Genomic DNA, 12284 nt, shown 5'->3' on the forward strand with positions numbered 1-12284 from the left:
AATACAAGTTGTTTAATTGTAGTTGATTCAGATTTTTTGATACAAATACTTTCTCTGAAAGCCAATTACACGCTTTTTGATAGGTTTTACTTGTCAAACGTAGGCTTTCTGCTTGTGATTCATTAACGTAAAGTTGAATTTTAGCTGTAATTGTTGGCATGTTTTCACCGCCTTTCACTAAAAAAGAAACTCCACCTAAAGGTTGGCGACAATTCCTCCCCGACTTATGCTTTGCGTTGAAGTCGGGGAGGAATTGTCGCAAATCTGATGAACTTGTAATCGGTAGCTGAACGGATGCTTTTTCATTTATAGGTTGTAATAAATCTCGCAGCGTCAACGTATTACGATTCACAAAAGATGCTACAAACTCATTAGCTGGACTAGCTATAATAGCTTGTGGCGTATCTAACTGGACAATTTGCCCTTCTTGCATAACACAAATACGATCTGCTAATTTAAGTGCTTCTTCCATATCATGTGTTACAAAAACAATTGTTTTTCGAATGGTACGCTGAATATGCAACAGTTCGTCTTGTAACTTTGTACGGCTAAGTGGATCGAGGGCACTAAATGGTTCGTCCATCAGTAAAATAGCTGGGTCGGCTGCCAACGCACGAATAACACCGATACGTTGTTGTTGCCCACCTGAAAGTTCGTGTGGATAGCGTTTGCGATACGTTTCATAAGGTAAACCTACCAATGCCATCAACGCTTCTATGCGTTCTTTGACCTTTGTTTTCTTCCATTTTTTAAGCTCCGGTACAATCGCAATATTTTCTTCAATCGTTAAATGTGGAAATAATGCAATTTGTTGTAACACATAGCCCATATCATAACGCAGTTCATAAATATCATAATCACTAATGCGCTTGCCACGAAAATAAATCGTCCCATCTGTTAGAGGTACGAGACGATTTAACATTTTTAATGTTGTTGTTTTACCACAGCCACTCGGCCCCACTAACACTAAAAACTCCCCTTCTTTAATCGTCATTGATAGCTGCTGTATGACTGTCTTGCCTTCATATGACTTACTTACCTTGTCTAATTGAATCACACTCAACCCTCCTCATTTCTTTGTCTGTTCCCTCTATATTAAGCGTTAAACGTTTCATTAAAAGTCATAAAAAAATGTTAGGCTGATAGCATTATATGTTCAGCCTAACATTTCATTCATTTTATTGGACTTTCCCTACTACACTTTCAATTGTAGATTTAACAGTTTCGGCATAGTATTTTGCCCCTTGTTGATTAGGGTGAATACCATCCTCGTAAAAAACATCGTCTTTTTTAGCTACAGCTTTATCCCAATCGATAATATGTACATTATCATATTGCATTTCCGCCTTAGCTATCGTCGTGTTAACGCTTTCTTTCCAGTGGCGTGCTACGTTTGTATTCACAAAAAAGATTTGGCGTTCACTGCCGATTTTTTCAATTAAATGATCGATTTCACCTTCAGGAAACGGTCCATTAGAGCCTAGAGCAATTACTACAATATCACCTAACCGACCGTAAGATGCCATCCAATCAATGACAATAGTAGCATCGCCAACTTGGCGCCCTACAGCAGCGTCTACATAGCTCGTCGTGAATAGCGATTGTAAAGCTTCAGAGGAAGCTAGTAATACGGAATCACCAATTGCTGAAATAACATGATGTGTAGGTTCTTGTTGCGCTGCCGCAATGGCTTCCTGCTCTTCTTTTTCGGCTTGCGCTTCTTGCAAAGCTTTTTCCTTCGCTTCTTTTTCCAATTTAGCTTGCACCTTTGCTTGTTTCGCAGCAGCTTGTTCTAAATGATACTGCAGTTCTGCAGCTGCTGCACTTTGGGATTTGGCAACGACCATCCCGCTCGTGAAAACAGCTAGTACAACTGCCATCGTCATTAGCTGTAAACGTACTTTACGCGTTTTATAATTATTGCGGTAAAACGACTTGAGCTTACCTAAGCCACCATAGCGTACAGGTACTTCTACTAAGCGCCATGATAACACGGTACAAATAAAGGTTAGAATAACAGCTAGTACAGCTTTAGGCCATGGTAAAGGTGTACCTAGCCCACCACCCAATAAAATAATAATCGGGAAATGCCATAAGTAAATGCCGTATGACCGCTCACCTACCCAGCGTAACGGTCGAATGCTCAGTACTTTACTTAAATAGCTGTCAGGGATGACAACTACGGCTATCACTACTGCCATCACAAGGGAAATTGCTCCCATACCACCGCGATAAAGCCAAGTCATATCTTCTCCTATGAAAATAAAACTTGCGATAATCGCTACTAAAGCTACGCTACCTATAATATCAAAAGTTGTACGGATACGACGTTGTAACATGCGTTCTGTAAATAATTGACTCGGCCATAGTACAGCTAACATACCACCTAAAACGATAGAAAATAAACGTGTATCTGTTCCAAAGTAAAGGCGGCTCGGATCTTCTCCTGGCACATACATGACTACCATTGCGACTAGCGAAGCTAACATAATAGCTGTCATCGGCAATAGTAAACGTGACGGTTCTTTCACCGCTTTTAGGCCTAGCCACACTAATACCGGCCAAACAATATAAAATTGCTCTTCTACTGCTAATGACCATAAATGTTGTAAGACAGAAGGCGCATCAAACTTTGTAAAATAAGACTGATCTTGCGCAATATACCACCAATTACTTACATAAGCGATTGCAGCAAATACATCTTCACGTAAACCTGTAAGAAAGCTTCGTTGGAATAATGTAATCCATACGACAACTACGATTAATAATGTATAGAGTGCTGGTAGTAAACGGCGAAATCGACGAATCCAAAATTGTTTGAAATCAATCTGATTAGTCGCCTGATACTCTTGAAAAAGTAAATCCGTAATTAAATAACCTGATAGTACAAAAAATAAAGTTACCCCTAGATAGCCCCCCGCTGCAATGGGATAATTTAAATGATACAAAATTACTGCAATGACAGATATTGCTCGCAGCCCATCTAAGCCATGAATATAGCGCTTAGGTTTTCTCACGTTTCCCCACTTCCTTATAAGCTCATTCCTTTAGTTTGACGTATTATTTCGTCATTTAGTTGATAAATCACAAAAAACCTCTCATGAGGCGTGGTACAGCTCATCTAATAGCTACACTATGTACATACAGCAAAGTATTGTTACGCATATCATGGCATCTTCGCACTTTTCTTTTTAGCATTTGGTCCAATCGCATGTTTGGAGAAGCATTTTTTATCAAACTTTTAACATGCCTACACTGCATTCAGTTTGATTACACCTTATTCCTAAAATCAATCTAAGGAGCTTACCTATACCTTAACATATTTTACCTAATCACTATACCGCTTACTATTCTAGCACGTCTACTAGTGTTACGCACACTTTATTTAAAGGTTTTTATACCTAGTAGATTAAACATCAAATATGGTACTACGTGCTATGTCGTTTCCGCCTGCCACAACCTTTTAGTATTTATATCTAGTACCTATTCTACCACATGCTACCGCCATATTATGACCATCATCAACGATGTTGGCAGCGCGTTTGTACCTGGGCAAACCGGAAGTTAAATAATTACTCTACTTCTAGAGCAAATGCATAATGTGCATCTCCTTGTACAGCACCGTCCACTTTCCACCAAGCGCTATAATTATAATAATACGTGCCTGGCTTAGAAGGGGCGATAAAGGACTGCTCTTCTATTTTAAGTGTTATCGTTTGTTGATCTTCAAATACTTCTGTAAGTTCAACATCCGTAGGTAATGGCGCACCTATTTTTAATTGTACGCGCGTATTTGGTTGCACTTTACTAATATTTTCTACAATTTCTTTTGGGGGTAAGGCATCTTCACATTGATTTCCCCAACAATATGTACCAAGCACTGCCTGTTCTACACGATCTTCTATTATAAGTTGCAACTGAGGGGGTTTTTGCCCTTCAAGTGTACCTGTACTACATCCTGTCAGTAATAAAAGTACAATAATAAATCGCTTCATTCTCTTACCTCCCTTTAAAAAAAACCGATTCATCGTAACGATGAACCGGCGTAAGTAGCGTCCCCGGCAGGATTCGAACCTGCGACCGACGCCTTAGAAGGGCGTTGCTCTATCCAGCTGAGCTACGGAGACAATATTGTATCTTTTACAAAAGACAATACTTATTATATGCCGTAAGCATGGATAAAGTCAATATAAATTAGTTATTTAATAATAGTTTTGTATCGTAAATTGTATAGTCACAACGATAAATGAGTAAGTATTTACCATCGATCATTAAACCTGTTGCTTTTTCAATATCTGTAGCGTAATAACTTACTTTATTACCAGCAAATGTTGCGAGTGGCTTACCTGACTGTGAACGGATTAGCACGATTTTGTCTGAGCCCACCGTAAAGTTTTTCATATCATTAACCATGCGATTAACAAAAGGGATAGAGCGATTAATAGCATCAATATCTACCGTTTTACTGTAAGTTGCAAAAATATCTTCAAGCTCTGTATCATAAGCGATCATGCTACTACCTACATGTAGCATTTGGTTACCACCTACTGTAATATTTAATACTGCTGATTTACTAATCGTACCGCCTTCGTCATCTTTAATAGCAAATTTATCGTCAGCTTCAATGCTAATACTTTTGCCTGTCACACGATCAATTAATTGACTCTCTTCATCATACGTTTGTAAAACAAGTTCGCGACCTACTAATTCTTCTTTTACATTGCCGATAAACCATTTAAAGGCGTTACAAGAAGCTAGCACAGTCGTGACAGCTAGTAACATAGCGAGTAAAGCTATTCTTTTTTTCATCGCTTTTTCTCTCCATTCACATTGATAAATTGCACATGCCACTGCTCCTCATACACCGCAACTGCATAGCTCTCTTTATAGGCACTGCGAGAAGATGTTAAGCTACCAGGGTTAATTAGTAAAACATCGTCTATCCACTCGGCACCTGCAATATGTGTATGACCGAAACATACTATCGTAGCGCCGAGTTCTTTAGCGCGGTATACGAGATTAAGCGGTGTACGATCTACATGATGATAGTGACCGTGCACCACTAAAATTTTAGTTTGACCAAGTTCTATTACTTTTTCATCTGGGAGCTCACAATCCATATCACAATTTCCACGTACAATATGGATATCTTCTAGTACACTCATATTATGTTGTAACTCACTATCACCACAATGAATAAATGTGGCATCGGCATATTGCTCTTTAATTTGTTCAATTAACGTTGTATTGCCGTGTGTATCACTCATAATAACGAGCTTCATTTACTCTCACCTAATTTATCTTGAAGTTTGCGCAGTGCATTACCGCGATGTGACACACTAGCCTTTTGCTCAGCAGTTAACTGTGCCATCGTTTTCTCTAATGTCGGAACATAAAATATAGGATCATAACCAAAACCATTATCTCCTTTTTTAGCTGTCGTAATCTCGCCAACGCATTCACCACGTACTGTATATGTAGCTTGACTAGGTGTAGCAACCGCGATTACACATACAAAACGAGCAGTACGTTCTTGCACGCCCTCAAGATTAGCCAGCACTTTTTGAATATTTGCCTCATCATCATGATCACCTGCATAACGCGCAGAGTACACGCCTGGTTCGCCATCTAATGCATCAATAGCTAACCCACTATCGTCCGCAATAACTATCTTATTTAGCGCTTTACTAAGCGCTTCTGCTTTTAGCACTGCATTTTCTTCAAATGTTGTGCCTGTTTCCTCAATCTCCATATTTGGTGCAACATCAAACATCGTGACAACTTCATAGCCGAGCGGATGAAATAATGTTTCGAAATCCTTCACTTTCCCACGATTTTTCGTCGCAATTACTACTTGCTTCATTATGCTTCCTCCTTCGTACCAACCTTAGCTGCAGCTTCGCCTAACGTATCTTTTTGCATTGTGATTAATTGTGCAATACCTGCTTCAGCAAGATCTAATAATTCATTTAGCTCTGCACGTGTGAAAGTCGCTTCTTCCCCCGTACCTTGTAGCTCTACAAAATTACCTGCGCCTGTCATAATAACGTTCATATCCACATCTGCACTGGAATCTTCAATGTAGTTTAAGTCCAGTACAGGGCCAAGATCCGCTAACTTACCTACACTTGTTGCGGCTAAAAAATCAGTAACAGGGAATGTCGTGAATGGTTTTTCTTCATGAAGTTTAGCAATTGCTTGTGTCATGGCGATAAAAGCGCCTGTAATAGATGCTGTACGCGTGCCGCCATCCGCTTGAATAACGTCACAGTCAATCCATACAGTACGCTCACCTAACGCCTCTAAATCTACAATCGCACGTAGCGCACGACCAATCAGTCGTTGGATTTCCATTGTGCGGCCATTAATTTTACCCTTTGCTGCATCACGCATTGTACGTTGTTCTGTTGCGCGTGGTAGCATCGAGTACTCTGCCGTAATCCAACCTTTACCTTGTCCTCGTAAAAAACCAGGCACACGCTCCTCAACCGTTGCAGTACAAATTACTTTTGTATTACCTACTTCGATTAATACTGAGCCTTCTGGGTGCATTAAATAATCACTTGTTACGCGTGTTGGTCGTAACTCCTGTGCTTGTCGTCCGTCATGTCTTGTCATTTTATAAAACGCCTCTTTTCCTTATTCTACAACTTCATCATATCAAAATTTTTGCCATAAGAAAAACCCCGAACTTAATCGTTCGAGGTTAATTGAATGCGCTCTACAGCCACATTAGATAATGCTAGCCAATCTGTCGCAATATCTTTAAAAATAGGAACAGAGCCTGTCGCATAAAATTTATGCTGTGGGTTACCTGTGGCAAGTTCGCCACGCTGCGCTAAAATACCTTGAACATCTTTTGCAGTTTCTTCAGCAGAAGATAATACAGTAACTTGCTTGCCTAATGTTTTCTCGATATAGGATTGTAAAATAGGATAATGCGTGCACCCTAAAATTACTGTATCGAAAGACGCCTGTTTTAACGGTTGTAAACCAGCAGCTACAATCCGTGCTGCCATCGTGCTTTTATACTCGCCACTTTCCACTAGCGGTACAAATGTCGGACAAGCAAGTGGTACGACATGAGCAGAGGAACTAAGTGAGGCTATAGCTTCTTCATATGCTCCACTTTCTATCGTGCCTTGCGTGGCTAACACTGCGATTTCATGACGTTTTGTGTGCTTAATCGCAGCGCGTGCACCCGGATTTACTACACCGATTACAGGTACTGAAAAATATTTTTGCAAGCTATTTAATGCTACAGCTGTAGCTGTATTACACGCTATAACGAGTAATTTAATTCCTTTTTTCTCTAATGCCTTTGCCATTTGCCATGTGAAGTTACGCACTTCATGACGTGGTCGTGGGCCATACGGGCATCTCGCCGTATCACCAATATAATAAATCGTTTCATTTGGCAACAGTCGCATAATTTCCTTTGCTACTGTTAAACCACCAACTCCTGAATCAATAACGCCTATTGGGGCTTCCATATTTTTTACCGCCTATCGCATAAAATTACTATCCTAAATTTTATGCTACTTTCAGAAAGCCGTCAAATCTTTTTCATTGCTTCTCGCTCTGCTTCAGTAAATGCTGCGCTCTTACCAGTAGCATACGTAATTTGCACAATATTACCGCGCCCTACAAAACAAATATGCCCTGCTTCATTTTTTGCCATATAATGAATGTCCACTGATGAATTACCAATATGCGCAAGTTTTACATAGATTTTTAATTTTTCATTAAAAAATACTTGACGCAAAAAATCACATTGTAAATCTGCCACAATTGGTACACGCTCAGCTTCTTTTTTACTTAGGTCAGGCATTAAAATACCATAGTGCTCAAATAAGTCAATACGTGCCTGCTCAAAATAAGCAAATGGCACGGTATTATTCATATGACCAAATAAATCAGTCTCCGAAAAACGTACACGCACCTCACTATAAAAGGTAAACGTCTCAGCCCACTTTGTTAAATCTTCAATATAATTTACTCTCATCCTTCCCACCCCTTCAAAATGAATATACATTCATTATAAACAAATAAAAAAGCATTAGCGAGAAATTTCTCGCTAATGCTAGTTTTATTAGTCAACCATATGGTCAGAACCGAAGAAGTTCTTGAACATTTGGACTGTTGCTGCACGGTTAAGTGAAGCGATTGAAGTTGTAAGAGGAATCCCTTTTGGACAAGCTTCAACACAGTTTTGTGAGTTACCACAGTTAGCTAAGCCACCGTCGCCCATAATTTGAGCAAGACGTTCGTCTTTATTCATAGCACCTGTTGGGTGTGTATTGAATAGACGTACTTGTGATAATGGTGCTGGGCCGATGAATGATGCTTTTTCCGAAACGTTCGGGCAAGCTTCCATACATACGCCACAAGTCATACATTTAGATAATTCGTAAGCCCATTGACGTTTGCGCTCTGGCATACGTGGACCTTCACCTAAATCGTATGTGCCATCGATTGGTACCCATGCTTTAACTTTTTTCAGTGCATTAAACATACGGCTACGGTCAACCTGTAAGTCACGTACAACTGGGAAAGTTTTCATTGGCTCTAAACGAATTGGCTCTGTTAATTGGTCGATAAGTGCTGAACATGATTGACGTGGGCGACCATTGATCACCATTGAACATGCACCACAAACTTCCTCTAAACAGTTCATATCCCAAGCAACTGGCGTCGTTTTCTTACCATCTTCAGTTACTGGGTTTTTTTGAATTTCCATTAAAGCAGAAATTACGTTCATACCATGACGGTAAGGGATACTAAATTTCTCAGTGCGCGATTGGCCACCTTCAGTATCTTGACGGAGAATCTCGATTTTAACCATGCGTCCAGTGTTTGCTGTTGTTGGCATGATTATTCATCCCCTTTCGAAGTATAGTCACGTTTACGTGGCGGAATAAGTGATACGTCAACATCCTCATAAGTGATTTCTGGCTCACCTGTAGCAGGGTTGAATTTCGCCATCGTAGTTTTTAAGAAGTCCTCGTCATTACGATCCGGGAAGTCCGGCTTGTAGTGAGCACCACGTGATTCGTCACGTAAAAGCGCACCTTTAGTAATAACTAACGCAAGGTAAAGCATGTTTTTCAGCTGACGCGTGAATTGTGCACCTTGGTTAGACCATTTTTGTGTATCATTAATGTTAATGTTTTCCCAACGTTTTAATAGCTCTTTAATTTCAGCATATGCCTCTTTTAGGCCATCGTTGAAACGTACTACTGTAACGTGTTTTGTCATTAACTCGCCAAGCTCTTTGTGTAAAAGGTAAGCGTTTTCTGTTCCGTCCATCTTAAGGATAGCGTCCCATTTTGCTTGTTCTTCTTTTACGCGGTTTTCGAAAATTGATTCTGGTAAATCTGCTGCATGCTTTTTAAGGTGTTTGATGTAGTCAACTGCTTTAGGACCAGCAACCATACCACCATAAATTGCAGATAATAATGAGTTAGCTCCTAAACGGTTAGCACCGTGTTGAGAGTAATCACATTCACCCGCTGCGAATAAACCAGGAATTTCTGTCATTTGATCGTAGTCTACCCAAATACCACCCATAGAGTAGTGAACTGCTGGGAAGATTTTCATTGGTAATTTACGTGGGTCGTCACCTACGAATTTTTCGTAGATTTCGATGATACCACCAAGTTTAATATCTAACTCATGTGGATCTTTGTGTGAAAGGTCAAGGTAAACCATGTTTTCACCGTTAATACCAAGTTTTTGGTTAATACAAACATCAAAGATTTCACGTGTTGCGATGTCACGTGGTACTAAGTTACCGTAAGCTGGGTATTTTTCTTCTAAGAAGTACCAAGGCTTACCGTCTTTATACGTCCAAACACGTCCACCTTCACCACGAGCAGATTCTGACATTAGACGGTTTTTGTCATCGCCAGGAATTGCTGTTGGGTGAATTTGAATGAACTCACCGTTTGCGTATGTAGCACCTTGTTGATAAACGATTGATGCTGCAGAACCTGTATTAATTACAGAGTTTGTTGATTTACCGAAAATGATACCAGGACCGCCAGTAGCCATAATTACAGCATCACCGCGGAATGATTTGATGTCACTTGATTGTAAATCTTGCGCTACGATACCGCGGCATACGCCTTCGTCATCGATAACGGCACCAAGGAATTCCCAGTGCTCATATTTTGTAACTAAACCAGCTACTTCGTGTGCACGAACTTGCTCATCTAGTGCGTATAAAAGTTGTTGACCAGTTGTCGCACCAGCAAATGCTGTACGGTGATGTAATGTACCACCGAAACGACGGAAGTCAAGTAAACCTTCTGGTGTACGGTTAAACATAACGCCCATACGGTCTAATAAGTGAATGATACCTGGTGCCGCTTCTGTCATTGCTTTAACAGGTGGTTGGTTCGCTAAGAAGTCACCGCCATAAACTGTGTCGTCAAAGTGAATCCAAGGTGAGTCACCTTCACCTTTTGTATTTACTGCTCCATTAATTCCGCCCTGCGCACATACAGAGTGTGAGCGTTTTACGGGAACTAATGAGAATAATTCAACTTCAGTGCCAACTTCAGCTGCTTTAATCGTCGCCATCAGACCAGCTAAACCGCCGCCGACAACAATTACTTTGCTTTTCGCCATGATTAATTCTCACTCCTCTTTAACATTGCAATTTAGTGTTTTGCTCTATAGTTTCATTTGAATTAAACGAAAGCTAAAATGGCAGCTACACCAACGATACTTAAAATTACAAATACGATTGCTGTAACATAAGTCATGATTTGTTGTGAACGTGGAGATTGTGTAATACCCCAGCTCACTAAGAATGCCCATAAACCGTTCGCTAAGTGGAACGTTGCAGCTAAAATACCTGCGATGTAGAAACCTAGCATTACTGGGTTTGCTACGATATCAGCGATCATGTTGAACTCAACTTCTGCTCCAAGCGCTTTTTGAATACGCGTTTGGAAAATATGCCAAGCGATGAATACAACTAAAAATACACCTGTTACACGTTGTAACGTAAACATCCAGTTACGGAACGTGCTGAAACGTTTGTTGTTTAGCGTTGCTGTAAATGCAATGTACACACCATAAAATGCGTGGAACATTAGCGGGATGTAAATAACAACCCATTCAATAATTAATAGTAACGCTGGTGGAACTTTGTCCATCATTCCTGTTGCATCATTGTAAGCTTGTTCACCGCCAACAGCAGTGAAGTTCAATGATAAGTGGAACGCCAAGAACAGACCTACAGGAATTACACCTAGTAGAGAGTGTAAACGGCGCCATAAAAATTCTCGCTCTTTCGACAAGACTGTTACCCCCCTTAGTACTTAAAATAGCGCACCAACGAATCGTCACCTTAGAAAATGACGATTAAATTGACTGCGTATTTCAGCATGGTACAATATTATGACAAGTTCATTGTACTCCCTCTATTGCCTATCGTCAAGATGACTTAAGGAGAGAAAAAGTCATGAGAAATGCGTTTTTTACCTTGTAAAATCCGTTTTCTTGTACTTTATTACACAATATTCTAAAGCACTTAAATTATAAGAAAATTCAAAAGAAAGTAGGGTTTATGCATGCAAAACGAATCTAAAGCACAAATGCCCGCATTTGGCTATGAGTTACTGCGAGATTTCACACTATCTTCAATTTTAGGGAAAAATGAATCAGATATTTTATATTGGGCTGGGAAGGAAATGGCTCGTCACTACCCTTGCCAAACAGACGTCGAAATCAACACTTTTTTTGTCGAAGCTGGCTTCGGTATGTTGCAACTTACTAAAGAATTAAAAGATGGTTACATATTCTCTTTAACTAATGACCCAGGTGTCTTTAACTTTACCAAGCGGAACTTTCGTCTAGAAGCTGGTTTTTTAGCCGAGCAAATCCAACAACAACGGGGCTTTTTAACAGAATGCTTTGATGAAAAACAAGAAAAGACCCAAACGGTACTTTTTACTGTTAGATGGGATAGTAAAGAGCCTCGGTAAAAAATAAAGCTAACACGAACAATTTTAGACAGTGAACTACCCACCACTTATTGACCTTGCGGTCTAATTGAAGTGGGGCTTCTCGACTTATCGTTGCTTTTACTAGCCAACGAAAACTGACCGAGCTAACCCTCTTGTTCCAAGAGTTTTTGTTTCTATGCTAATGCCAATAGGCGAATGCCTTCATTTTTGATATTGATGGCTGAATTATAGTCACGATATGCCACATACCCACATGAACAACGGTAAGTACGTTCAGATAGCTTCATAGGTTTTTCTGCACCACAA

At 40.0% G+C, this 12284-nt stretch carries 13 protein-coding genes, 1 tRNA gene and 1 pseudogene; 1 reads left to right on the forward strand and 14 read right to left on the reverse strand.

The window, feature by feature from the left end; genetic code table 11:
• Positions 1–307: 307 nt before the first annotated feature.
• From DDE80_RS12400 to DDE80_RS12460, 13 genes and pseudogenes are all read right to left on the reverse strand, one after another.
• A pseudogene (locus DDE80_RS12400) lies at positions 308–1057 on the reverse strand (ABC transporter ATP-binding protein); the annotation flags it as partial.
• 121 nt (positions 1058–1178) lie between these two features.
• A complete protein-coding gene (locus DDE80_RS12405; RefSeq protein WP_161952331.1) occupies positions 1179–3017 on the reverse strand; it encodes an acyltransferase family protein in 1839 nt (612 codons plus the stop codon).
• Positions 3018–3572: 555 nt separating this feature from the next.
• Entirely contained in the window at positions 3573–3995 is a 423-nt protein-coding gene (locus DDE80_RS12410; protein WP_108308145.1) for a hypothetical protein, read from the reverse strand.
• Between the two features lie 58 nt (positions 3996–4053).
• Positions 4054–4127: transfer RNA gene (locus tag DDE80_RS12415), tRNA-Arg, on the reverse strand.
• A gap of 67 nt (positions 4128–4194) precedes the next feature.
• Positions 4195–4809, reverse strand: coding sequence for a DUF5052 family protein (locus tag DDE80_RS12420; RefSeq protein ID WP_108308146.1), 615 nt, complete (start codon positions 4807–4809; stop codon positions 4195–4197).
• Positions 4806–5282 (reverse strand): metallophosphoesterase, encoded by a 477-nt coding sequence (locus DDE80_RS12425; protein WP_108308148.1) that lies wholly within the window; start codon positions 5280–5282, stop codon positions 4806–4808. Before DDE80_RS12425 ends, DDE80_RS12420 begins: the two co-directional genes overlap by 4 nt.
• Positions 5279–5863, reverse strand: coding sequence for an XTP/dITP diphosphatase (locus DDE80_RS12430; protein WP_108308149.1), 585 nt, complete (start codon positions 5861–5863; stop codon positions 5279–5281). Before DDE80_RS12430 ends, DDE80_RS12425 begins: the two co-directional genes overlap by 4 nt.
• Positions 5863–6618 (reverse strand): ribonuclease PH, encoded by a 756-nt coding sequence (gene rph / locus DDE80_RS12435; RefSeq protein ID WP_108308150.1) that lies wholly within the window; start codon positions 6616–6618, stop codon positions 5863–5865. The genes DDE80_RS12430 and rph overlap by 1 nt, the downstream gene beginning before the upstream one ends.
• 74 nt (positions 6619–6692) lie before the next feature.
• Positions 6693–7493 (reverse strand): glutamate racemase, encoded by an 801-nt coding sequence (gene racE / locus DDE80_RS12440; RefSeq protein ID WP_108308151.1) that lies wholly within the window; start codon positions 7491–7493, stop codon positions 6693–6695.
• Between the two features lie 62 nt (positions 7494–7555).
• Entirely contained in the window at positions 7556–8005 is a 450-nt protein-coding gene (locus tag DDE80_RS12445; RefSeq protein ID WP_036144583.1) for an acyl-CoA thioesterase, read from the reverse strand.
• Positions 8006–8092: 87 nt separating this feature from the next.
• Positions 8093–8872 carry a succinate dehydrogenase iron-sulfur subunit gene (gene sdhB / locus DDE80_RS12450; RefSeq protein ID WP_108308152.1) on the reverse strand — a complete coding sequence of 260 codons (780 nt, stop codon included), beginning with the start codon at positions 8870–8872 and terminating at the stop codon, positions 8093–8095.
• A gap of 2 nt (positions 8873–8874) precedes the next feature.
• Positions 8875–10632: a succinate dehydrogenase flavoprotein subunit gene (sdhA, locus tag DDE80_RS12455; RefSeq protein ID WP_108308154.1), complete on the reverse strand. Its 1758-nt coding sequence runs from the start codon at positions 10630–10632 to the stop codon at positions 8875–8877.
• A gap of 62 nt (positions 10633–10694) precedes the next feature.
• Positions 10695–11309 (reverse strand): succinate dehydrogenase cytochrome b558 subunit, encoded by a 615-nt coding sequence (locus DDE80_RS12460; protein WP_108308155.1) that lies wholly within the window; start codon positions 11307–11309, stop codon positions 10695–10697.
• A gap of 273 nt (positions 11310–11582) precedes the next feature.
• On the opposite strand from DDE80_RS12460, the gene DDE80_RS12465 reads away from it, so the two are divergent.
• Positions 11583–11996, forward strand: a complete 414-nt coding sequence (locus tag DDE80_RS12465) for a YslB family protein (RefSeq protein ID WP_108308157.1) — start codon at positions 11583–11585, stop codon at positions 11994–11996.
• A gap of 155 nt (positions 11997–12151) precedes the next feature.
• Here the strand turns inward: DDE80_RS12465 and DDE80_RS12470 are convergent.
• Positions 12152–12284, reverse strand: a 133-nt coding sequence (locus DDE80_RS12470; protein WP_153060869.1) for a zinc ribbon domain-containing protein, incomplete at its 5' end; no start/stop codon positions are given.

The sequence above is a fragment of the Metalysinibacillus jejuensis genome (genome assembly GCF_003057615.1).
Classification (GTDB): domain Bacteria; phylum Bacillota; class Bacilli; order Bacillales_A; family Planococcaceae; genus Metalysinibacillus; species Metalysinibacillus jejuensis.

Bases quoted from the DNA above. Each gene is read 5' to 3' on its own strand.
- sdhA (WP_108308154.1), bottom strand. From the start codon at position 10,632: ATGGCGAAAAGCAAAGTAATTGTTGTCGGCGGCGGTTTAGCTGGTCTG.
- DDE80_RS12465 (WP_108308157.1), top strand. From the start codon at position 11,583: ATGCAAAACGAATCTAAAGCACAAATGCCCGCATTTGGCTATGAGTTA.
- DDE80_RS12410 (WP_108308145.1), bottom strand. From the start codon at position 3,995: ATGAAGCGATTTATTATTGTACTTTTATTACTGACAGGATGTAGTACA.
- DDE80_RS12445 (WP_036144583.1), bottom strand. From the start codon at position 8,005: ATGAGAGTAAATTATATTGAAGATTTAACAAAGTGGGCTGAGACGTTT.
- racE (WP_108308151.1), bottom strand. From the start codon at position 7,493: ATGGAAGCCCCAATAGGCGTTATTGATTCAGGAGTTGGTGGTTTAACA.
- DDE80_RS12430 (WP_108308149.1), bottom strand. From the start codon at position 5,863: ATGAAGCAAGTAGTAATTGCGACGAAAAATCGTGGGAAAGTGAAGGAT.
- DDE80_RS12420 (WP_108308146.1), bottom strand. From the start codon at position 4,809: ATGAAAAAAAGAATAGCTTTACTCGCTATGTTACTAGCTGTCACGACT.
- DDE80_RS12425 (WP_108308148.1), bottom strand. From the start codon at position 5,282: ATGAAGCTCGTTATTATGAGTGATACACACGGCAATACAACGTTAATT.
- sdhB (WP_108308152.1), bottom strand. From the start codon at position 8,872: ATGCCAACAACAGCAAACACTGGACGCATGGTTAAAATCGAGATTCTC.
- rph (WP_108308150.1), bottom strand. From the start codon at position 6,618: ATGACAAGACATGACGGACGACAAGCACAGGAGTTACGACCAACACGC.